Raw genomic sequence first — 23,233 nt, 5'->3', positions numbered from 1 at the left:
ACTGCATTAATGGGCCTTCTTGCCCAGATGCGAATGCCGCATGCTGTACAGGAAGTAAATGGCCACCGTCACCGCCATCCACACACTGAACACGACAAACGTCGTATGCGGCAAATCGCGCATGATGTACAGGCAAGCCAGGATGCTCAGGCCCGGAATCACGTATGGCCCAAACGGCACGCTGAAGCCTTCGATGCGGTTCGCGCCCTGCTTGTGGCGCAACACGGGCACGGCGATCGAGACGACCATGAAGGCCGTCAGGGTACCGATGCTGACCATGTCCCACAGGTAAGTCGCATCGACGGAACCGGCCACCACGGCCACGACGAGGCAGACGATGATGGTATTGCTGACCGGCACCAGAGTGCGCGGGTGGATTTTCTGGAACGATTTCGGGATCAAACCATCACGGCTGACGGCAAACAGGATGCGCGTCTGGCCGTAGATCGTCACCAGGGTCACGCTGAAGACGGAAATGACGGCGCCGGCCGACAGCACCAGCGCGGGCCAGGTCTTGCCCGTGACGTTTTGCAGGATCACCGCCAGGCCCGCTTCCTGGCCTTCGAACAATTTCGCCTGTTGCGCGCCGAGGGCGGCCACGGCCACCAGCAAATAAAACACGGTGACGATGAGCAAGGCGCCGAGGATGCCGCGCGGCACATTGCGCGTGGGATTTTTCACTTCATCGCCCGCCGTCGCCACCGTATCGAGGCCGATGAAAGAGAAGAAGACGGTGCCGGCCGCGGCCGTGACGCCCGTCATGCCGGCAAAGCCCTTGCTATTGTCGGTATTGAAGAAGGGGAAGAAATTGTCGGCGTTAAAACCGGAAAACGCGATGACGATGAAAAACACGAGGATCGCCAGCTTGATGATGACCATGATGGCGTTCATCAGGGCCGATTCCTTGGCGCCACGCAACAGCAAGAAGCCGCACATGCAGATCAAAAAGATCGGCGGCAAGTTGATGTGGCCGGCATGAAACTCCATGCCATGCGGGCCAGAAACGATCATCGGCGTGCGCAGCATCTCCGGGATGTGCCAGCCGAACGCGTTTTCCAGGAAATTGTTCAAGTAGGACGACCAGCCGATGGCCACGGCACTGCCCGCCAAGCCGTATTCGAGCAGCAGACAGGCGGCCATGATGAAGGCAAGAAACTCGCCCACGGTGGCGTAGGCAAACGAATACGAGGAGCCGGAAGCGGGTATGCGGAACGACAATTCCGCATAGCACAAGGCCGTCAAGCCGGCCGTGATGGCGGCGATCAGGAAAGACAGGACGACTGAAGGGCCCGCCTTGGGGACGGCTTCGACCATGGTAAAGAAAATGCCCGTGCCGATGGTGGCGCCGACGCCGATCATGGTGAGGGAAAACAGGCCGATGGACCGGCTCAAGCCACTGCTGCTGAGGCCTTCACCATATTCGACCGTGGTATCGATCGGCTTGGTGCGGCAAATTTTCTGGACCAGGGTTTGGCTCACTGACATTCCTTTATGAGGCATGCACTTAAACACCTGCAAAAACCTACTGCGCGTCGCGATTCGCGGCCTGCGATGCTCACTGTGCATTCGCACAGCTGCGCTTCTTAGCCACGACTCACATCCGCTCGCTACGGTTTTGTCAGGTGTTGTTCGGAACATGACGGGTAAAAACAAATAGCGCTCCGGCCCTACCTGGCAAAAAACCGGAAAGATCGCGTCCATTCTCAAAACTAAGCGATTATAGGGCTTTCATCGGCTCAGCTAAACAGAACTTTGATGTAAGGAAACAACGACTGGCGTGCGCCGCTAAACCCGCAAGAGTGCTGCTGAAGAAAAAATTGCTTCCATGAAAGAAAAAGCGCGCCGCTGCAGGGGCAGGGGCGCGCTTCTGGCTCAGCTCAGTTCAGCTGAATTACTTCTTGCCGTGTGGCGCATCGGCCGGCGGCCAGCCCGCTTCGTAGCCTTGCGGCACGTCGTCGCGGCGCGCTTTCGGCGCCAGGCCCAGCGCGTAGTACAGCACCGTCAGCAGGATCAGCCAGGCCGGTCCCACCATCAGGGCGATGCGCGTATCGGGGAAATACGCCATCAGGCCGATCACCAGCGCCAGGAAGGCCAGCGAAATCCAGGAACCATACGGCGCGAACGGCATGCGGAAGGCCAGGTTCTTGATTTCCAGCGGCGTCAAGGTCTTGCGGAACTGAATCTGCGTGACGAGGATCACGCCCCAGGTCCAGACGGCGCCGAAGGTGGAGATCGAGGTGACCCAGATAAACACTTTTTCCGGCACCAGGTAGTTCAGCAGCACGCCCAGCAGCAGCGCGAAGACGGACACGAGGATGGCGCGGCGCGGCACGCCGGCGGCCGTGGTTTCCGCGAACGCTTTCGGCGCCTGGCCTTGCAGCGCCAGGTTGTACAGCATGCGGCCCGTGCTGAAGATGCCGCCATTACACGACGACAGGGCCGCCGTCAGAACGACGAAGTTGATGATGCCGGCGGCCGTCTTGATGCCCAGGCGTTCGAACGTCATGACGAAGGGGCTGCCGGTGGTGCCGATTTCATTCCATGGGTAGATCGACAGGATGACGAACAGTGCGCCGACATAGAAAATCAGGATGCGCCAGAACACGGAATTGATGGCGTCGGGAATCGATTTCTTCGGGTTCGCCGCTTCACCAGCCGTCAGGCCAATCATTTCCACGCCCAGGTAGGCAAACATCACCATCTGCAGCGACATCAGCACGCCCTGCGCGCCATTCGGGAAGAAGCCGCCATGCGTCCACAGGTTCGAGATGCCGATGGCCACGCCGTCGTTGCCGAGACCGAAGACGATCATGCCCGTGCCGCCAATGATCATCAGGATGATGGTGACCACCTTGATCAGGGCGAACCAGAATTCGAACTCGCCGTAGGCTTTCACGGCCAGCAGGTTGATGGCCCCCATGGAACCGAGGGCCGCCAGGGCCCAGATCCAGCGCGGCGTGTCGGGGAACCAGATGCCCATGTAGATGGCGACGGCGGTAATTTCCGCCACGCATGTGACCAGCCACAGGAACCAGTAGTTCCAGCCCGTCAGATAGCCTTGCAGGGGGCCCAGGTAATCCTGGGCGTAGCGGCTGAAAGAGCCGGCGACCGGGTTGTGCACGGCCATTTCGCCCAGTGCGCGCATGATCATGAAGATGACCGCGCCACCGATGATGTACGACAGCATGATGCCGGGACCGGCCATCTTGATCGCGTTGCCGGAACCCAAAAACAGGCCCACGCCAATCGCGGCGCCCAGCGCCATCAGGCGGATCTGCCGCTCACCCAGGCCGCGGTGCAAGCCTTGTTCACTCGTTTTCATTACGTGTCTCCGTTTTTTTCTTGAATACACCGATCCCTCCACCCCAATGGCGGTTCCGCTCTTGCTGGAAAGGAAGAAAAGGCTGGCCGGCGGCTGAGCGCCGGCATACTCATGTGGTCAGGCTACCGCGTCAGGCCAGTTCGGCGATCAGCTCGATCTCGACGCAAGCGCCCAGCGGGATTTGCGCCACGCCGAAGGCGGAGCGGGCGTGCTTGCCGCTGTCGCCGAAGACTTCGACGAACAGTTCCGAGGCGCCATTGGTCACCAGGTGCTGTTCCGTGAATGCGGAGGTGGAATTGACCAGGCTCATGACCTTGACGATGCGCTTGACCTTGTTCAAGTCGCCGCCGCACGCATCTTGCAGGGTGGCGATCAGCTCGATGGCAATGCCGCGCGCGGCGATCTTGCCTTCTTCCGTGGTGACGTCCTTGCCCAGCTGGCCAACCCAGACCTTGCCATCCTTCTTGGCCAGGTGGCCGGACAGGAAGACGGTGTTGCCCGTGCGGGCATGCATCACGTAGGCGGCAGCTGGCGCGGCAACGACTGGCAGTTCGATGTTGAGGGCTTTGAGTTTTTCGTAAAACGACATGCTATTTCTCCAAGAAAACAATATAAGCGAAACCAAAATTCATGCACGGCAGGGCACGGAGGATGACGCCCTGGCAGCGCGGTAGTGACCGACAACAGTGCCAGATTAAACGTCATCATATTGGTGAACCAGCAGTTTTAGTTCACAAATAGGCCCGGTTATTCAGTGGATTATACCGACAATCAAACAAAATTCAGCATCGGTTCATGAAGCATGCTCTACAGGCATCGAGCGTGACTTTTTTCATTAAATTGTCACTTGTGCAATGTCAAGCCCTCGGGGTCAAGGTTTATCGCCTTCAGAAATGCCTGGTCGTGCGAAACCACAAGTAGCGCGCCCCGATATTGCAGCAGCATCTGCTCCAGCGCCTGCAGGCTGGCCAGGTCCAGATGATTGTCGGGTTCGTCTAACAGCAGCAGTTGCGGCGGCGCCTGCGCATACAGTTCGGCCGCCAGCGCCACCTTCATGCGCTCGCCGCCGCTGAGCAAACGGCTGGGCATGGTGGCGCGCGCGCCGGCAATGCCCAGCAGCGCCAGCCGCGTGCGCAGCTCGCCTTCCGGCAGCAGGCTGTTGCGTGCCTGCAAGCGCTGCACGGCGCTCCACTCGCCGTCTTGCAGTCCGGCATGCTGGTCCAGCCACGCCATCCGCGCATGGCACAGTAGCTCGCCGCTGGCGGGCGCCAGCTGGCCGGCGATCACGCGCAACAGGGTCGACTTGCCACTGCCGTTATTTCCCGTCACAGCCAGGCGGCGCGGCCCACTGATGACCAGACTCACAGGCTGCACCTGGCCATAGGGCAAGACCAGATCGCGCAGCTCCAGGATCAGCTTGCCGTTCGGCACGGCACTGTCGGGCGCCAGCAGCAGACGTTCGGCCTCGGGCGCGCAGCGGGCGCTGGCATCCATCACCCTTTGCTGGCGCGCCTGCTGCGCCTCTTGCGCGCGCAGGCGCAGCTTGCCCTGGCTATCCTGGCTTTTCTCCTTGCGCGCGTCGAGCAGCAGCTTGCTTTGATTGCCTTCGCGCCCCTCGCGCTCGCCACGCACTACCCGCTTCTGCTGGCGTTCGGCCTGCTGCTGCGCTTCGCGCTGTTCGCGTCTGGCGCTGGCCTTTTCCGCCTGCAGGGCCGCCGCAAAACCGGCCTGCTCCAGCGCGCGCTGCTGCGCATACATGGCGTAATTGCCGCCATAGCTGCGCAAGCCCTGCGGCGACAGCTCGGCGATGTCATCGACGTGCTCCAGCAAGCCGCGGTCATGGCTGACCAGCAGCAAGCCGCCCGGCCAGCGCGCCATCTGCGCCACCAGGCGGGCGCGCTGCTGCACGTCGAGATGATTGCTCGGTTCATCGAGCACCAGCCAGTCCGCCTGCGACAGCCAGGCCCCTTGCAGGGCGATGCGCTGGCGCTCGCCGCCGCTCAGGCTGGCCGTGGGCGTAGCGGCATTGACATGGCGCAAATCGAGCGCATCGAGCGCCTGGCGCAAACGGGCCTGGGCATCCCAGCGATCTCCCACGAGCGCGTAATCGGCTTCATCGATGCTGCCTTCGGCGATGCGCGCCAGCGCCGCCAGCAAGTTACTCACGCCAGCAAGGGCCGCCACGGTGGGATAGCGCTGCGGATCGAGTTCCTGCGCCACATAATGCACGCTGCCGTCACAGCGCACGGCGCCAGAGGACGGCTGCGCCTGGCCCGCCAGCAGGCGCGCCAGCACGCTCTTGCCCACGCCGTTATCGCCGACGAGAGCGATACGTTGCGGGGCAAAGCTAAATTGCAAATCGGAAAATAATACCCGGCCATCGGGCAGCACAAAGGAAAGACGGTCGAGTTGCAGGAATGCGGGCATGGATACTCCTTGAGCAAGGCTGGCGAACCCGCGCAGCGCAAGGCGCTGTGGCGGGATGGGCGAGGCCGTGCACAGCACGGCAGTATCAATGGCGCATGTCGAAGCGTCCTGGAGAAATGGGGAAAGAAGCGTCAGTGTAGCAGAGTAAGCCTTAACGCTGCCCCAGGGTCGTGTCGCCGAACAGGTTCTTGAATTTGCGCGGCTGCGAGCGCCAGTACTGCGGCGGCGCCTGCACTTGCGCGCCAAGCTGGGCCGCCGCATGCCAGGGCCAGCGCGGGTCGAACAGGATGGCGCGCGCCAGCGCCACCATGTCGGACTGTCCATGGGCGATGATGTCTTGCGCCTGCTGCGCTTCCGTGATCAGGCCCACGCTAATCGTGGGTAAGCCGCTGTCGCGCTTGATGCGTTCGGCAAACGCCACCTGGTAGCCTGGGCCCACAGGGATTTGCTGCTGCGGAGAAATTCCGCCACTGGAAACGTGGATGAAGTCGGCGCCCAGCTGCTTGAGTTCCTGCGCGAAACGCACGCTTTGCTCGATTTCCCAGCCACCTTCGACCCAGTCGGTGGCGGAAATGCGCACGCCCACGGCCACCGTGGCCGGCACGGCGGCGCGCACGGCTTCAACCACTTCCAGCGGAAAGCGCATGCGGTTTTCCAGGCTGCCGCCATACGCATCCGTGCGCTGGTTGGATAGCGGCGACAAAAACTGGTGCAGCAGATAACCGTGCGCCGCGTGCAGTTCGATGCCCTCGATGCCGAGCGCATGCACGCGCTGCGCGGCCGCGACAAAGGCGCCCTTGATCTGCAGCAAACCCATTTCATCGAGGGCGATCGGCACGGTTTCACCGGGCGCATGAGCGATGGCGGACGGCGCCACCGTTTGCCAGCCGCCATCGGCCAGGTGCACGCAGGCACCGCCCTGCCATGGCGCGCGGCTCGACGCCTTGCGTCCCGCGTGGCCCAGTTGCACCACCAGCGGAATCGGAGAATGGCGTCGGATCGCCTGCACCACCTTGGCCAGCGCCGTCTGGTTCGCATCCGACCACAGGCCCAGGTCCTCGGCCGAGATGCGTCCCTCGGGCGAGACGGCCGTCGCCTCCGTCATCAGCAAGCCCGCGCCGGACAGGGCCAGGTGACCCAGGTGGATCATATGCCAGTCGGTGGCGTTGCCGTTGTCGGCCGAGTACTGGCACATGGGCGCGATGGCGATGCGGTTGGCCACGTGCAGCGGTCCCAGGGCATATGGCGTGAATAGCTGGCTCATGGCGGACTCCGGAAAAAGGGAAGCACCGATTCTACTGTGCTTTGCAAAGCGCGGCTTACACCTGCTTACGTTTGATACAGCGCAAGGGCTAGCCTTGGGCCGGCGCGGCCGCTAATCTGGACACATCAATAACACCCGTAGCACCACCCCAGGAGAACACATGAACACGACGACTACCGCCAGCCGCATCCACCCCTTGATGGCCGGCGCCGCCATTTCCGTGACGGTCCTGTGCCTGGTCGGAGCGGCGTCCATCGCCGGCATCCTGCCCAATTCGCGGGCGAATGTGCCGGCCACGCCAGCCATCCCTGCCGACGTGGCCGCCATGACGCCAGCCAGCGCCGCCGCCCTGGCGGCTCCCGCCGCTGCACCGGTAGCCGCGCCTGTCGTCGCACAAGCCGCCCCGGCACCAGCTCCGGCGCCCGTCGTGCACAAGCGCGTCGTGCACCACACGCAAGTGGCGCAAGCGCGTCCTGCCTACAATGACAACAACGACGGCTACCGCGACACGGCCTACCGCGAACCCGTGCGCCAGCAGCCAGTGCCTGCGCCGGCACCGGCACAACCGAACTACGTGGGCATCGGCACGGGCGCCGTCATCGGCGGCTTGATCGGCAATCAGGTCGGTGGCGGCCGCGGCAAGGCGCTGGCAACGGTGGCCGGCGTGATCGGCGGCGGCATGCTGGGCAATGCGGTGCAGAACCAGGTGCAACAGCCACAACGTTAATCGTACGGTCCCAGATAGTCGAGCTTGCCCACGGCCACGCCATTGTTTCTCAGGATGGCGTGGACCATGGAGACGTGGAAATAGAAGTTCGGCAAGGCAAAGCTGAGCAGGTAATCGTCGCCCGAGAATGTTGTCCCCTCGTCAGTCCAGTTCAGCACGACTTCCTTCTGCGCGCTGCCCGCCATCTGGCCCGCATTCACGCTGTCGATGTAGGCGATGGTGTTGGCGATGCGTTCCTGCAACTGCTCGAACGACGCTTCGTTATCCTCGAACTTCGGCGCCGGCACGCCGCTCAGGCGTTCGACCGACATCTTCGACGTATCGCTGGCGCGCTGTACCTGCGCCGTCAAGTCCAGCATGTCGGGCGCCAGCTGCGCGCCCAGTAAAATCTCGGGCACGATGCCATCTTCCTCCACATGGGCTTGCGCTTTTTCCAGCAGGGCCGAGACGACCCGCAAGCCGCGGATGAAGACGGGAATGGTTGCCTGATACATGGACACGGACATGGCGGACTCCTGATAGTGAACGATGAATCAGTGTACCCGAGGCGCCGCCTGCGGGTACGCACACAAGCTTACTTGTCCAGATTCACCTTGCCGTCCGGTAAATGCGCTGGCTGTTCAACGGACTCCTGCGGCTGTATCGGTGCCGGCTTGTCCTTGCGCCTGCCAGTGAAAAACTTGACGATGGCCGCGCCGCCGCCCACGACGGCCAGGAGCAGCACTTTCTTGAAGGCCAGCAGCAGCGCCAGCAGTTTGCCAAACAGGCCCAGCTTGCTGGCCACGCCGCCAGCCACCAGCGCCGCCAGGCCATACTCGGCCACCTTGTCCGTCTTGCTGTCGAAATCCGTGTAGCGGTTGCCGTCGGTAAATTCCGTGAACGCCGTCACTTGCTGCATCTCTGTCTTGATCGTCGCGATCTGCTGCATGCTGGCAATCGCGTTCAGGTTCAGCACTCCTTCACGGCCCAGCACGCGCACGTTGTAGTTCAGCGAGTGCTCGCCGCCATCGACCATCAAATCCTTGGCCCAGTACAGCTTGTGCGTATCCTTGGCATAGCTGGGTTTTTCCGCCCAGCCCATCAAATGGATGCCGGGATAGCCCTGCTTCTTGCGCTCCGCATTGTTTTCCAGCACGGACGCCTGCATATCCTTGAGCAATTCGTCGTACTTGATGCTGTCCGCATCGTCATCCTTGATATGCCCTTCTTTTTCATACGTCACCACCACGCCCCAGCTATCGCGCTCAAGCACGCTGATCTTGGCGGGCACGATCATGCCCAGCGATTCCATGCCCGGCGGATTGCCCCAGGCATCGACCAGCACGCGCTCGGCGTCCGTTGGCGACAAATAACGGAAGTTGGCAGGCAAATCCAGGGTGGCGATGCCGCCAGGCAAAGTGATCTTGCCGCGCTGCAGGTGCAACTGGGCAAGGAATTGCTCGGCCGTCATTTCCGTTGCGGCAGCCTTCTCTTCGGCAGGGGCGGCAGCCGTCAGGCCGGAGAGGGTCAGGCACAGCAGCGCTGTCAGCAGGCGTTTCAACATGATCGGTCCAGGAATTTACAAAAGGGCAAATATTTTAAACCAGTTGATTGCTTAATGGATAATTATTTCTGTGCGGCATCTTTTTATGAAAAAAGCGCCAGGCGGGTTTCCCCGGCTGGCGCTTGATGCTGTGTGACGGCTGGACGATCAGGAGGTACGCACCACCATCAAGCCCGCGCGCAAGCCCACGCGCACGTCCGGGTTGGGAAACACCACCAGTTCTTCCGCGTGCTGCACCGTGTAGACGTGGTCGCCATCGCTGGCGATCACGGCGTGCTGCGGCAGGGACGTGAAATTCTGCGTGCTGCGATCAAACGCCATGCGGAATTCATCGCTGTGCTTGATGATTTCCTGCGCCACCTTGAACACGTGCGGCGCTGCCTTGACGGGCTGCGCAGGCAAGCCCCGCAGCAAGCCGTCCAGCGCCCGCGACACGTCGTCGAACAGGGACAAATCGTTCTGCCCCAGGGTGCCCACGCGGCCCAGCTCCACCGTACTGGCGGCCGCACCGAAATGCTCGGCCGAATAATAGCTGTAGGTGCCGGCCGACTGCGGGTTCATGATGATGGCGCCGATGGCGGCCTGGCCCAGCCAGGCTATCAGCTGCGCCTTGGCATCGTCAGCCACCAGGTCCGGCACGATGGCAAACGTGGGATACACGGAGGGCCGAATGGCCGTGTGCAAATCCAGGTGCCAGCGCACAGGGCCCGCCGCTGCAAAGAACGCTGACGTGGCGGCGATCATTTCATCGGCACGCGCGCTTTCCGCCGCTTGCGCCAGGCTGCCCCGCACGGGGCGGAACATGCGATTCAGGTCGGCGTCGATGAAACGCTTGCCGGCCCGGATCGCATCGACATTGCCCACGCAAACGAGCAGGTCGACGGCCAGTGCGGACGCATCGCGCGACAGCGCGTCGAGCAGATGCGCCAGCACTTCGATCGGTCCCGTTTCGTCGCCATGCACGCCCACCGAGACGGCCACGCTGGCGCGCGCCTCTCCCGGCTTGACGACTTGCAGCATGCCGGGCGCCGGCAAGGCCACCGTGAAACCGGCGTCCGCAAACAACTGGGCCACGCCGCTGAAATCGGCCTGCGCCAGCGCCTGCACTACCGCTGTTACTCCCTGCGTTACTTCTTGCGTCATTACACCGCCGCTTCCGCTGGGGTTTTCGCCGTGATTTTATTCACGGCTTCCGACAAGGTCCACACGTCCAGCATGGCTTGCTCCAGTTCCGTCGCCGCCACATAGGCCGACAGGCCCAGCGCGCCCGTCACGGCATCGACGGCCTGGCCCGCATTGCCTTGCTCGGCGCGCGCCAGCACTTGCGTCAGCAGACGCTGTTGCGTGCGGCGCAGGGCCTGCTGCGCGTAGTTGCGCAACTGTTCCTGCGATTTGCCTTGCGCGGCCAGCTTCAGGCCACGCTCCAGGGTGTCGATGCCCGCCTGGCTGCGCAGGGCCAGGCCCACTTGCAGGAAGGCCGCCAGGTCCATCGAAGCAGGACGCGGCACGGACAGGGCCGGGAACAGGAAGCCGGCAACGACTTCCAGCGCGTCGACCGCATCCCACGCCTGCACGAAGGCCGGACTCAGGCCCGGCACCAGCGCCGCTTCCGACTTGATGCCAACGGCTTTGAGCAGCTCGCGCTTCGATTCCGCGCCAAACAAACGAGTCAGTTCGGCCAGACCGGCGCCGCGCAATTGCTCGGCCGGCACCGACAGCACGCCGGCGATCATGGTTTGCTGCAGCACGCGCGTTTGCGCGTCGACCTTGATCGACACCTCGCGTGGAATCGTCAAGGCATCCGCATCGAGCGCGTCGAACACGGGCGCCAGGTTCAGCGCCACCCATGCCTGGCCCCAGGCCAGGATCACGGTCGATTCGTCCACGCCGTGTTCCGCCGCCAGGTTGCGGATCATCAGCGGGCCGCAGCGGTTGATCACTTCATTGGCCAGCACGGTCGCCAGGATGGCGTTGGCCAGCGGGTGGTCGAGCGCCGAACGGGTTTCCACCAGCAGGGACGGGAAGTACGGTTTCAGGACCGGCTCGGCCCACGTTTCGCCCGTCAACGGCAAGGCGGACAGGATGCGCTTGAAGCGGTTCTTCACGTTGGCGATCACCACCGCCAGTTCCGGCGTGCTCAAGCCACGACCGTCGCTCTTGCGGCGCGCCAGTTCGGCCACCGACGGCAGCTGCTCCAGCTCGCGCGACAGGGCACCTTCTTCTTCCAGGCTGGCGATCAGCGCGGCATAGCCATCCTGCACGGCGCTTTCGCTTTGTGCCTGCAATTCGCGCACCAGCAAATGCGTCTGCTGCGTGTTGTCGCGCAAGACCAGGCGCTCGACGTCGTCCGTCATCGCATACAGCTCGCGATTGCGTTCGGCTTCCGTCAGCTTGCCCGCATTGACTTCCACGTCCAGCCAGATTTTCACGTTCACTTCATGGTCCGAGCAATCCACGCCGGCCGAGTTGTCGATCGCATCGGTGAAGATGCGTCCACCGGCCAGCGCGAACTCGATACGGCCCGCCTGCGTCGCACCGAGGTTACCGCCTTCGGCCACGACTTTTACGCGCAGCTCATTGCCGCTGACGCGGATGTGGTCATTCGCGCGGTCCTTCACTTGCGCGTGGCTCTCCGTCGACGCCTTGATGTAGGTGCCGATGCCGCCGTTGTAGAACAGGTCCACAGGCGACTTCAGGATGCGATGCATCAGTTCTTCCGGCGCCAGCGCAGTTTCCGCGATATCGAGCGCGGCGCGGATCTGCGGCGACAGTTCGATGCTGCGGGCGGAGCGCGGATACACGCCGCCGCCTGCCGAGATCAAGTCCTTGTTGTAGTCATCCCACGAGGAACGCGGCAAGGCGAACAGGCGTGCGCGTTCCTCGAACGAGACGGCGACGTCCGGTGTCGGATCGAGGAAGATGTGGCGATGGTCGAATGCGGCCACCAGTTTCAGCTGGCGCGACAGCAATACGCCATTGCCGAACACGTCGCCCGACATGTCGCCCACGCCGACCATGGTGATCGGGGTGGTATTGAGGTCGTGGTCCATTTCATAGAAGTGGCGCTTGACGGCTTCGAATGCACCCTTGGCGGTGATGCCCAGCTTCTTGTGGTCATAGCCGTTCGAGCCGCCCGAGGCGAACGCGTCGCCGAGCCAGAAACCGCGCTGCACGGCGATGCCGTTGGCGATGTCCGAGAACGTCGCCGTGCCCTTGTCGGCGGCGACCACCAGGTAAGGATCGGCTTCATCGAAGCAGACGGTGTCGACCGGCGGGACGATATTGCCCAGCGAGCGGTTGTCCGTCACTTCCAGCAGGCTGGAAATGAACAGACGGTAGACGGCTTCGCCTTCGGCCGCGATGGTTTCACGCACGGCGTCTTTCGGCATCATCTTGCAGACGAAACCGCCCTTCGCGCCGGCCGGCACGATGACGGCGTTCTTGACCATCTGCGCTTTCACCAGGCCAAGCACTTCGGTGCGGTAGTCTTCCATCCGGTCGGACCAGCGCAAGCCGCCGCGGGCGACGGGGCCGCCGCGCAGGTGCACGCCTTCGAAGCGGCGCGAGAAGACGAAAATCTCGCGGTAAGGACGCGGTTCCGGCACCAGCGCCAGGCTGCTGGTGTCGAACTTGAAGATGATCTTGTCGCCTTGTTGATTGTTCTGGAAGTAGCTGGTGCGCAGGGTGGCGGCCATCAGGTCGGCCAGCGCGCCGAGGATTTCCTCGGTGTCCGCGTGGTTCACGGAAGGCAGGCCAGCCTTGATGGCGGCGATGCTTTCCAGGGCCGTCGCATGCTGCGCGTCGGACAGCGAAGGATCAAAGCGCTGCAGGAAGGCTTCGACCAGGGCTTTGACCTGGGCCGGCTGCTTGCGCAGGCTTTCGGCGATGTAGCGCACCGAGAAGCGGCTGCCCGTCTGGCGCCAGTAGCTGGTGTAGGCGCGCACCAGCTGCACTTCGCGCGTCGACAAACCGCCTTCGATGACGAGGCCATTCAGGCGGCCATCTTCGGCCGTGTCGTTGAACAGGGCGGCAAACAATTCCTGCGCGACGGCGACGACGGATGGCTGCGCCAGTTTCGCCGCGCTGGCCGCATCGACCGTCAGGCTGGTGACGAAATAGCGCGTGCCGTCGGACAGCGAAACGGAATACGCCTGTTCGCGGTCGATGGCCACGCCCGCATTGTGCAGGGCCGGCAGGATGGTCGACAGCGGCGGCACCTTGTTGGCCGAGTACAGGCGAATCGTGGTGACGGCGCCCGTCTCGATGCGCACGGCCACGTGCGCCGGATCCGTGTTGCGCAGGATGGTGTCGAGGTCGCGGAAGGCGACGGCCGGCGCGGTGGCGGCCACGTAATCGAGCGGCAAGGTAGCGCACAGTTTGCGCAGGCTGGTGCGCAGGGCCACGTCAGGCACGGCGTCGGCCACGGCGGCAAAGCCGTTATGCCAGCCATCGAGCACGCTCAGCAGCGGCTGTTCGATATCCGTTTCCAGGTCCAGCGGGTAGCGGGCGGCGTGGGCGATCAGGTAGACGCGCGCCAGGGGGCCGTCGGCCACCAGGGTTTGCATACTCACGTGCGTGGCGCCGGAACTGGCTTGCAGGGCTTTCGCCAGGCTCGATGCCACGCTGGCGCTGTAGCGCTCGCGCGGCAGGTAGACCAGCACGTTCAGGTGGCGCGCATACACGTCGCGGCGCGCGAAGACCTTGGTGCGCGGCTGCTTGTACAGCGAAACGACGGCGCCGCACACTTGCGCCAGCCAGTCGAGGTCCGCTTCCAGCGCTTCCGTGCGCGGCAGGGATTCGAGGATTTCGCGGAATTTCTCGGCGCGGAAGCCTTGCTGGCGCACGCCGGCCAGGCTCAAAACCTTGGCCACGCGGCCGCGCGCGAACGGCAGCGCCGCCAGCGGAGTGGAATTGCCGGCGCGGGTGAACAGGCCGACGAAGCAATGCTCGCCCAGAATCGCGCCTTGCGCATCCATGTCGCGCACACCGATGAAATCTAACTGCTGGTCGCGGTGCAAAGTGCCCGCCACGTCGGCCTTGACGATGGACAGCGCCGAGTCGCGCTTGGCCAGGGTATCGAAGTCGCCGGGAATATTCGCCAGGCAGGTGCCGTAGACCGGGTGCGCCGTATCCTGCAGCACGCCAACACGGCTAGGAATGTCGCGTTCGAGTTCGCGCACGCCCGGCTTGACGCGGTAGTAGGCGTAGCCGAAGACTTCAAAGCCGCCGCTGCGGGCCCACTCCAGGAAGGCCGCCACTTCCGCGCCTTCTTCGCCATGCTGCGCTGCAGCCGTGGCGACGGTGGCCAGGCGCTCGCTCATGGCGGCGGCATCGCGGCGCACGATGGCGGCGTCGCGCGCGACCGTCTCCAGGGCGGCGACCAGCGCGGTCTGGGCTTGCGGCGCCAGCTCTTCGTCGAGCAGCACCAGCACATACGATTCGAGCGGGTCGCCAGACTGGCGCACCGCTTCGACGCTGCCATCAAGAGCGCGGCGCACGGGCAGCACGGTGTTCATCACGCCGCGCACGGCCAGGTGCTGGCGGCGCATGGCCATGACGATGGAGTCGACCAGGTAAGGCATGTCTTCGTTCAGGATCAGCAAGGCGCTCGCCATGCCGCCACGGCCATCCGCATAACGCAGGGTGGCGATCTGGCAGCCGTTGCCGGTGCGCTTGGCCGCTTGCGTGAAGCCGTCCACCAGCACGGGCGCTAGGCTGTCGGGCGCGATGTCGGCCAGGTCTTCGGCATCGAGCGAGTCGAGCCATGCCTGCACCAGCTGCACGACAGGCGCTGCCGCCTTGCCTGCATTGCCAGCCGCGTTAATCAACTCCAGCGTTTGTGTACGCAAATCTTGTGGCGTGTGATTCATCTTGCATCTCCATTACGGTAATGTGAATGTCCAACGCTGTCGTTAGGGCTTGTGGCTGGGCGGCAGCGGTGTCAAGAGACGGGGGTCGCCCGTCCAATTCTGTGTTGCGGATAGTCTGTCTCGGATTTTTTCTGTGTATTTTCTATCGCCTACAAGTCGTACAATCCCGGTAAGTTGAGGATGATCGTCAATTCTTCAAGCGCCGCATGCACTTCCAGCGCCAGCTGCGGGTCGGCCAGGTCGCCCGGCTCCAGATGGTCGCGGTAATGTTTTTCCACCCACTGCACCAGCCGATGGTACAGCGTTTCCGTCATGATCACGCCCTGATGCATGGCGCGCGCCTCGGTTTCCATCAGGGCCACGCGCAAACGCAGGCAGGCGGGCCCGCCGCCGTTGCGCATGCTCTGGCGCAGATCGAAATGAATCAGTTCGTCAATCGGACCACCGCTGGCCACCAGGCCTTCCAGGTAGCGCGACACGGCGCGGTTTTCCTGGCATTCCTGCGGGATCACCAGCGCCATCTTGCCGCCCTCTTTCGTCAGCAACTGGCTGTTGAACAGATAGCTGGTCACCGCATCCTGGATCGGCACCTGGCCCGTGTCCACGCGCAGCGCGTCCAGTTGCGCGCCCGTGGCGGCGACGGCGCGATGCAGCTGCGACAGGCTTGCCTCTTCATCGGCAAACGCCTGTTCATGGTAGAACAGCACATTGCCATTGCCGACGGCGATGACGTCGTTATGGAACACGCCCTGGTCGATCACGTCCGGGTTCTGCTGCACGTACACGGTGCGCTTCGCGTCCAGGCCATGCAGGCGCGCCACGGCTTGCGACGCTTCCAGGGTCTGGCGCGCCGGATAGCGCTTCGGCGACGGTGCGGACGGGTCGAACTCCACCCGGCCATACACGAACAATTCAACGGATGGCGCGCCGTGGCTGGCGCCCAGACGCGTGTGGTTGGCCGCGCCCTCGTCGCCAAAGGCGGGCGTGGACGGCAGCGCGTCGTGCACGGCAAAGTGCTTGTCGTCGCTGAAAATGGCGCGCAGGCTGCGCGCCGACTGCGCGTGCTCGAAGGCGCGGTGCAGCTTGTTATTCAGGTTGGCGGCCGTGAAATGCACGCGGCCATCTTGCGTGTCGGCCGATGGGCTGACCGTGGCGGCGTTCGCCGTCCACATGGGCGAGGCGGAATACGCGCAAGCCAGAATCACCGGGGATTCCTTGTAGGCGCGCGCCAGCACCTCGGCATCCGTGCCCGTGAAGCCGATGGAGCGCAGCAGGCGGAAATTCGGCCGGTCCTGCGGCGGCAGCAAGGCTTGCGCAAAGCCGCGCGCGGCCAGTTCGCGCATCTTGGCCAGACCCTGCAAGGCGGCCTGCTTCGGATTGGAAGCGCTTTTCACATTGCTGAATGAGGCCACGTTGCCGAACGAGAGTCCGGCATAGTTATGCGATGGCCCGACCAGGCCGTCAAAATTGTATTCACGCGTGCTGTGCATGGGGAGTTTCCTTAAAAATTCAGGCCGGGCGACAGCTTGGCCGGCATTTCCAGCGCGCTGTTCTCGATCGAGGCGACCGGGTAGGCGCAGTAATCTGCCGCGTAATACGCGCTCGGACGGTGGTTGCCCGACTTGCCGATGCCGCCGAACGGCGCCGTGCTGGCCGCGCCCGTGGTCGGACGGTTCCAGTTGATGATGCCAGCGCGCGCGCGTACCTGGAAGGTTTGCCACAGGGCCGGATCGTCGGACAGGAGCGCCGCGGCCAGGCCGAATTCGGTGGCGTTGGCGACCTTCAGGGCAGCGTTGAAATCGGCCACGCGTATCACTTGCAACAGTGGGCCGAACCATTCCTCGTCGGGGATGCCGGTAGCAGCGGTGACATCGACGATACCAGCCGTGACAAAGCCCGCCTCGGGATTCAACTGGCGCATCTGCAGCAGGGTGGTGCCGCCCTTGGCGACCATGTCCGATTGCGCCTGCACCAGGCGCGCGGCCACGGCGCTCGATACCACGGGACCCATGAATGGCTGCGGCTGCGCATCGGACGCGCCGATGCCCAGTTTCGCGGCCACTTCCACCAGGCGCGCGATGAAGGCAGAACCCGCTGCATTGTCCTGCACCACCAGGCGGCGCGCGCAGGTGCAGCGCTGGCCGGCCGAGACAAAGGCGGAGAAGATCGCGTGGTGCACGGCCGCGTCGACGTCCTTCACGTCCCACACCACTAAAGCGTTGTTGCCGCCCATTTCCAGCGCCAGCATCTTGCCCGGCTGGCCGCCGAACTGGCGATGCAGGCTGATGCCCGTCTGGCACGAACCCGTAAACAATACGCCGTCGAGGTGTGGATTGGCGCCCAGCGCCACGCCCGTATCGCGCCCGCCGTTGACGAGGTTGACGACGCCATTGGGCAAGCCGGCCTGCTGCCACAGCTGCACCGTTTTGATGGCCGTGCGCGGTGCATATTCGCTGGGCTTGAAGACGATGGTGTTACCAGCGATCAGGGCTGGCACGATGTGGCCGTTCGGCAGATGGCCGGGGAAATTGTACGGGCCGAACACGCCGAACACGCCATGCGGGCGGTGGCGCAGCACGGCGTCGCCATCGGCGATCTTGCTTTGCGTGATGCCCGTGCGCGCGTGATACGACTGCACCGAGATATCGATCTTGTTGGCCATGGTGGCCACTTCCGTGCGCGACTCCCACAATGGTTTACCCACTTCTTCCGAGATCAGCAGCGCCAGCGCTTCCGCATGTTCCTTGAGCAGTTCGCGAAAGCGCACGCAGATGGCAATGCGCTCTTCGACGGGCGTCTCGGCCCATGCTTCAAAGGCGGCGCGCGCGGCCTGGCACGCCTCTTCGACTTCGTGTTCCGTCGCTTCCAGGCTGGCCCAGGTCTCCTTGCCGTTCGACGGATCGATGGTGAGCAGTTCACGGCCCGTGCCTGGCAGCCAGGCGCCGTTGATGAAGTTCGATGCTGCGGTAGATGGATTCAATACGTTAGACATGGGGATGCTTCCTCGGGTTGAGTGACAAGGTGCGCACGGTGTCGCCGTGATGGCAGCGCAGCAGATGCAGTTCATCGTCGTCCAGCGCGATCTTGCCGCTGTGCGGATTGGCGCTGGTGACGATCATGCGGAAATCTTTCAGGTCGGTGTTCGACACCAGGTAAGGCTCGGCCTGGGCAACGTCGCCACACACTTCCGGCACAGTCGCGGCGTCGAGCACGGCCGGCATGCTGTCGCGCATGGCGCGCAGTTCGGAGACGCGCGCCTGCAGCACGGGACCGGCGTCGAAAATATCGACATAGCCTTCGAAGTGCAAGCCTTCCTGTTCCAGCAGGCGGCGCGCGGGCGCCGTGCTCAGATGCACCTTGCCAATGACTTCCTGCGCCTCGTCGGGCAGGTAGGCCACGTACATGGGCTGGCGCGGCATCAGTTCGGCGATGAAGGATTTTTTTCCCAGGCTCGTCAAATCGTCGACGTGGTGGAAATCCATCTTGAAGAAGTGGCGGCCCAGGCCTTCATAAAACGGCGAACTGCCGTCCGGCGCCTGGTAGCCGCGCATTTCCGCGATCAGCTTTTCCGTGAACAGCTGCGGGAACTGGGCGATGAAGAGAAAACGGCTTTTCGACAGCAGCTTGCCGTTGTTGCCGCTGCGGTAATCGGGGTGCAGAAACAGCGAGCACAGTTCCGTGCTGCCCGTCAGGTCGTTCGACAGGTACAGGGTTTCCATGCGCGTAAACACATCGAGTTCGCGGCTGGAATGGACCAGGGTGCCGATGCGGTAGTTATAGAACGGTTCGTCCAGGCCCACGGCGCCCTTGATGGCGCACACGCCGGCCAGGCGGCCCGTATCCGTATCCTCCATGACGAACATGTAGTCGCGCTTTTCGGGCGGGATGGTTTCGGCGAACGAGGCGCAGGCGATGGCCAGGCGGTCGCCCAGCATTTTCATGTCCGGCTTGAGGGTGGTCATGCCGGTGCCGACCTGGCTGGCCAGGCCATACAGGGCATCGAGGTCATTGGCGTTGATGGCGCGTACTACTAGCATAAAATTAACTCCCTTAGATACGCACGCAAATGACGCTGTCGCCTTCGGCCACGGCCAGCGCCTCGAGCAAGTCTGCCGGCAAGCCGACGCTGTCCTGCGCTTCGAGCGCATCGCAGGTAAAAGTCACGGCGCGGAAATTGCGTTCGGCGCCGGAAGCGACCGCATAGTGCACTTTCAGGCCCGTGCGGCTGGGTGTGACGCCTGCGACGACGCGGCGCGTGAGCGAACCCGTAAATGAGCGCAGCGCATGCTTGTGCGCTTGCAGGATCGGACCGCCATCGAAGATGTCGACGTAGTCGTCGGCTTCAAAGCCTTCTTCCGTCAGCAAATTGAATGCCAGTTCGCCGCTCGGATGGATCTGGCCCATGGCCGCCTGCGCGTCGCCGGGCAGCAGCGGCACGTAGACGGGGTAATGCGGCATCAGTTCGACGATCAGGGTGCGATTGCGCGCGCCGCCGATGACTTTCTCGGCATCGAGGAAATCCATCTGGAAGAATTTGCGGCCCAGCGCATCCCAGAATGGCGACTGGCCGTTGGCATCCGTGATGCCGGCCAGCGGCACGAAGAAGCGGTCGCCAAAACGGTGCGGCGCCAGCACGGCGAACAGCAGCCGCGCGCGCGACAACAGGGCCGCTTCCAGGCCCGCCTGCTCCATGTTGCGCACGTAGAAACCGGACAGCTGCGAGTATGCCGTCAACTCCGAGCACAGGGTCAGCGCATGCACGCTGTGGCTGATGTTCAGGTCGCGCGAGACTTGCTGGATGACGTCGTTGCGAAAGGAAAAATAGGTGCCGTTCGAGCCGGCCGAGGCAAAGATGGCGGCCGTGCCGGCAATGCTCTTGTCGAGCAGGGATTCAAGCACGAAGAGATACGACTCTTCGCTGGGGATGTCGACATGGGCGGCAAACGAGGCGATGGAGCGCTCGACGGAGGCGGCGATTTTTTCGCGCGTCTTCGGCAGGGTATGGACACCCGGCATGGTTACCGCGGCCAGCGCTTCGAGGGCTGCGATATCCGCAATTTCTACCGGACGGACAACATACATGGGTACTCCTTCAATGCTGACGATACTTGGGCTGAATACCCGGGTAGAACCAAGCCGGCCCGCAGCAAAGCGGCGGGCCGGTGATCAAACAGGGAGCGGGGCTAGCTTCAGGCTTTCAGCATGCCGTCGATGGCCACGCGCAGCAGACGGCCTGCTTCGGCGATCTGCTCGTCCGAGACGATCAGGGCCGGCGCCAGGCGCACCACGTCCATGCCGGCGATCAGCACCATCAAGCCTTGCGCTTCGGCCGCTTTCTGGATGTCTTTCGCGCGGCCTTTCCAGGCATCGCTGACTACCAGACCCAGCAGCAAACCGCTGCCGCGCACGATGGAGAACACTTGCGGGTAATCCGTGATCAAGCCTTGCAGCATGGCGATGGTGTTGACGCTCGCTTCTTTCACGCGCGCCAGGAACACCGGCGTGTTGATCGTCTCCAGCACGGTCAGGGCCACGGTGGCGGCCAGCGGGTTGCCGCCGTAGGTGGTGCCGTGGGTGCCGACGGCCAAGGTCTGCGCCAGTTCATTCGTGGTCAGCATAGCGCCGATCGGATAGCCGTTGCCCAGCGCCTTGGCGGCCGTCAGGATGTCCGGCGTGACGCCGTAACCCATGTAGGCGAACAACGCGCCAGTGCGGCCCATGCCGCTCTGGACTTCGTCGAAAATCAACAGGGCGCCCGTCTTGTCGCACAGGGCGCGCAGCTCCTTGAGGAACTCAGGGTTGCCCGGCACCACGCCGCCTTCGCCTTGTACCGGCTCGACGATCACGGCGCACACGTCATCGCCGATGGCGGCGCGCGCCGCTTCGATGTCGTTGTAGGCGATGTGGTCGATCGACGGCGGCAGCGGCTCGAAGCCTTCCGTATACTTGGCCTGACCGCCGACGGAGACCGTAAACAGGGTGCGGCCGTGGAAAGAGCTGAAGCACGAGATGATGCGCGACTTGTGCGCGCCGAACTTGGTGTGCGCGTACTTGCGCGCCAGTTTCAGGGCCGCTTCGTTGGCTTCCGCGCCCGAGTTGCAGAAGAAGGCGCGGTCGGCGAAGGTCGCTTCCGTCAGGGCCAGCGCCAGGCGCAGCACAGGCTCATTGGTGTAGCCGTTGCCCAAATGCCACAAATTATTGATTTGCTTGGTCAGCACGTCGACCAGCGCAGGATGGCAGTGACCGAGGCTGTTGACGGCGATGCCGGAGGTGAAATCGAGGTAATGCTTGCCGGTCTGGTCCCACAGATCCAGACCGGAACCGCGCACTGGCACCATGGCTGCAGGGGCGTAGGTAGGAACGAGGACCTGGTCAAAGGTTTCCCGGGTGACTGGACGAGCCGTTACGGTCGAATCAAGCTTGGCATTCATAGCATTTCCCCATCAATATGTTAGGTACTCCGCAGCTACGACAGCTACGTGTGTACTGCATTATAAAAAGCGGGATGCTAAAACTCTTTTGAATCTGCGACAAGGATTTTCACAATTCATCACAGCCAGGCTTGCTTAATTACGCGGGAGGCATGAGCTTGCGCTGCCGCTCTTCCCGCGGCGTATTGCCAAACAGGGTGCCAAAGGCCGTGGAAAAGTGCGAACCGGAGGAAAAGCCGCACATCAGGCCGACTTGCACGATGGAATAATGTGTATCAAGCAACAATTGCCGCGAGCGCTGCAGGCGCAACTCCAGGTAGTAGCGCGACGGCAGACTGCCCAGGTATTGCTTGAACAACCGCTCCAGCTGGCGCCGCGACAGGCCCACCAGGCTGGCGATGTCGTCGGTCGACAGCGGTTCCTCGATATTGGCTTCCATCAAGGTCACCGCTTCGGACAATTTCGGCTGCAGCACGCCGAAACGCGCCTGCAGGGCCACCCTCTGGCGCTCTTCCTTGCCGCGCACCTTGTCCACGCACAGCGCTTCCTTGACGAGGGCCTGCACGTCGGCGCCGAAGATGGTCTCGATCAGGGTCAGCGAAAAGTCGATGCTGGCCGCGCCGCCGCAACAGGTGATGTGCGGGCCGTCGATATCGAACAGGTGCGGCGTCAGGATGGCCCGTTCGGCCTTCGCTTCCGCATCCGCGTACAGGGCCCACGGCAAGGCGATGCGCACGCCATCCATGACGCCCGCGTCGGCCAGCCACAGCACGGCCGCGCCCACGCCGCCCCAGAATGGCGCCGAACGGCAGCGTTCGATCACGGCCCGGCACAGCTCGGCGCGCAACGGCGCTTCCGTTTCGTCGGCCACCAGCAGCGCGATATGCCAGTTGCCCCCCTGCGCGGCCACCTGTTCCGGCGTGCGCACGTCCAGTCGCAGGGCGTCCGGCCCCAGCGCCCGCGCGCACAGGCGCAGCGGCTGCACCAGGCCGGCCCAGGTGATCGACTCGGCATCGCCGGCATGCACCAGCAGCAAACGCAGCGGTTTGTCGAGGCCGATACGGGAAAGATTAGCGAAGGACATCGGCGAGGCGGGCCAGGGGCAAGGGCTGAGTTGCCCACATGATACCGGACTTCCGCCCCATCGAGACCCGCGTGCAAGGGCGCATCCCGGCGCGGCGGAAAAAAGCGGGGCGGAAGGATATAATCACCCCCATGGGTGAACGATATTTAAAAAGTATCCGGCTGCTGGCCGAATGCATGCAAGGCTTCGAGCGGTTTTCTGGCGACTTCGTGCGCCAGTACGGCTTGACGCATGCGCAATTCGACATCATCGCCACGCTCGGCAACACCTCCGGCATGTCCTACAAGGAACTGGGCCAGAAAACCCTGATTACCAAGGGTACCTTGACGGGCGTGGTGGACCGACTGGAACAAAAGGGGCTGGTGATCCGCGAACGTTGTCCGCGCGACAAGCGTTCCTATTACGTGCGCCTGAGCTGCGAGGGAGAACAGGTGTTCCATGACGTGTTCCCCAAGCTGACAAAACAGGGCCAGCGCCTGTTCGACGGCTATACCGAAGACGATTTCATACGCCTGGAAAGCACCCTGGCGGGCTTGAAACAGGCCATCGCCAACGGCTGACCATT

General features: G+C 63.3%; 17 protein-coding genes. 2 read left to right on the top strand and 15 right to left on the bottom strand.

Features of this window, described 5'->3' with window-relative positions; genetic code table 11:
• Window positions 1–6: 6 nt before the first annotated feature.
• From ACPJXG_RS01380 to ACPJXG_RS01360, 5 genes are all read right to left on the bottom strand, one after another.
• Window positions 7–1,479 (bottom strand): amino acid permease, encoded by a 1,473-nt coding sequence (locus ACPJXG_RS01380; protein WP_425253159.1) that lies wholly within the window; start codon window positions 1,477–1,479, stop codon window positions 7–9.
• 412 nt (window positions 1,480–1,891) lie between these two features.
• A complete protein-coding gene (locus ACPJXG_RS01375; protein WP_402719656.1) occupies window positions 1,892–3,322 on the bottom strand; it encodes an amino acid permease in 1,431 nt (476 codons plus the stop codon).
• A gap of 130 nt (window positions 3,323–3,452) precedes the next feature.
• Entirely contained in the window at window positions 3,453–3,911 is a 459-nt protein-coding gene (locus tag ACPJXG_RS01370; RefSeq protein ID WP_034778908.1) for a RidA family protein, read from the bottom strand.
• A gap of 254 nt (window positions 3,912–4,165) precedes the next feature.
• Window positions 4,166–5,749 (bottom strand): ABC-F family ATP-binding cassette domain-containing protein, encoded by a 1,584-nt coding sequence (locus ACPJXG_RS01365; RefSeq protein ID WP_425253158.1) that lies wholly within the window; start codon window positions 5,747–5,749, stop codon window positions 4,166–4,168.
• Window positions 5,750–5,900: 151 nt separating this feature from the next.
• Window positions 5,901–7,013: an NADH:flavin oxidoreductase/NADH oxidase gene (locus tag ACPJXG_RS01360; protein WP_425253157.1), complete on the bottom strand. Its 1,113-nt coding sequence runs from the start codon at window positions 7,011–7,013 to the stop codon at window positions 5,901–5,903.
• A 160-nt stretch (window positions 7,014–7,173) separates the two neighbouring features.
• Here ACPJXG_RS01360 and ACPJXG_RS01355 point away from each other — a divergent pair, with 160 nt between their 5' ends.
• Window positions 7,174–7,740, top strand: coding sequence for a hypothetical protein (locus ACPJXG_RS01355; RefSeq protein ID WP_425253156.1), 567 nt, complete (start codon window positions 7,174–7,176; stop codon window positions 7,738–7,740).
• On the opposite strand, the gene ACPJXG_RS01350 is transcribed toward ACPJXG_RS01355, so the two are convergent.
• The 10 genes from ACPJXG_RS01350 to ACPJXG_RS01305 form a co-directional block, all read right to left on the bottom strand.
• Window positions 7,737–8,246 (bottom strand): DUF1993 domain-containing protein, encoded by a 510-nt coding sequence (locus ACPJXG_RS01350; RefSeq protein WP_100874760.1) that lies wholly within the window; start codon window positions 8,244–8,246, stop codon window positions 7,737–7,739. The two genes, ACPJXG_RS01355 and ACPJXG_RS01350, sit on opposite strands and share 4 nt — an antisense overlap.
• 68 nt (window positions 8,247–8,314) lie before the next feature.
• Complete coding sequence (locus ACPJXG_RS01345) at window positions 8,315–9,283, bottom strand: DUF2167 domain-containing protein (RefSeq protein ID WP_425253155.1); 969 nt, start codon at window positions 9,281–9,283, stop codon at window positions 8,315–8,317.
• A gap of 147 nt (window positions 9,284–9,430) precedes the next feature.
• Complete coding sequence (locus ACPJXG_RS01340) at window positions 9,431–10,426, bottom strand: succinylglutamate desuccinylase (protein ID WP_425253154.1); 996 nt, start codon at window positions 10,424–10,426, stop codon at window positions 9,431–9,433.
• Window positions 10,426–15,153 (bottom strand): NAD-glutamate dehydrogenase domain-containing protein, encoded by a 4,728-nt coding sequence (locus ACPJXG_RS01335; protein ID WP_425253153.1) that lies wholly within the window; start codon window positions 15,151–15,153, stop codon window positions 10,426–10,428. The genes ACPJXG_RS01340 and ACPJXG_RS01335 overlap by 1 nt, the downstream gene beginning before the upstream one ends.
• Before the next feature lie 149 nt (window positions 15,154–15,302).
• Window positions 15,303–16,643 carry an N-succinylarginine dihydrolase gene (gene astB / locus ACPJXG_RS01330; RefSeq protein ID WP_425253152.1) on the bottom strand — a complete coding sequence of 447 codons (1,341 nt, stop codon included), beginning with the start codon at window positions 16,641–16,643 and terminating at the stop codon, window positions 15,303–15,305.
• Between the two features lie 11 nt (window positions 16,644–16,654).
• Window positions 16,655–18,145, bottom strand: a complete 1,491-nt coding sequence (gene astD / locus ACPJXG_RS01325; RefSeq protein WP_402719664.1) for a succinylglutamate-semialdehyde dehydrogenase — start codon at window positions 18,143–18,145, stop codon at window positions 16,655–16,657.
• Window positions 18,138–19,190: an arginine N-succinyltransferase gene (astA, locus tag ACPJXG_RS01320; protein WP_402719665.1), complete on the bottom strand. Its 1,053-nt coding sequence runs from the start codon at window positions 19,188–19,190 to the stop codon at window positions 18,138–18,140. The genes astD and astA overlap by 8 nt, the downstream gene beginning before the upstream one ends.
• Before the next feature lie 13 nt (window positions 19,191–19,203).
• Window positions 19,204–20,235, bottom strand: a complete 1,032-nt coding sequence (locus ACPJXG_RS01315) for an arginine N-succinyltransferase (protein WP_035822830.1) — start codon at window positions 20,233–20,235, stop codon at window positions 19,204–19,206.
• Window positions 20,236–20,342: 107 nt separating this feature from the next.
• On the bottom strand, window positions 20,343–21,584 hold the full coding sequence (gene astC, locus ACPJXG_RS01310; protein ID WP_425253151.1) for an acetylornithine/succinylornithine family transaminase: 1,242 nt from the start codon (window positions 21,582–21,584) through the stop codon (window positions 20,343–20,345).
• Window positions 21,585–21,723: 139 nt separating this feature from the next.
• A complete protein-coding gene (locus ACPJXG_RS01305) occupies window positions 21,724–22,668 on the bottom strand; it encodes a GlxA family transcriptional regulator (RefSeq protein WP_035822832.1) in 945 nt (314 codons plus the stop codon).
• Between the two features lie 131 nt (window positions 22,669–22,799).
• On the opposite strand from ACPJXG_RS01305, the gene ACPJXG_RS01300 reads away from it, so the two are divergent.
• Window positions 22,800–23,228 (top strand): MarR family winged helix-turn-helix transcriptional regulator, encoded by a 429-nt coding sequence (locus tag ACPJXG_RS01300; RefSeq protein WP_176389670.1) that lies wholly within the window; start codon window positions 22,800–22,802, stop codon window positions 23,226–23,228.
• The last annotated feature ends 5 nt before the right edge of the window (window positions 23,229–23,233 follow it).

Source organism: Janthinobacterium sp. NFX145 (assembly GCF_049810325.1).
In the GTDB taxonomy this organism is placed as follows: Bacteria; Pseudomonadota; Gammaproteobacteria; order Burkholderiales; family Burkholderiaceae_D; genus Janthinobacterium; species Janthinobacterium rivuli.
The sequence above is the reverse complement of the archived record's forward strand: the minus strand, read 5'-3'. Positions and strand labels throughout refer to the sequence as shown.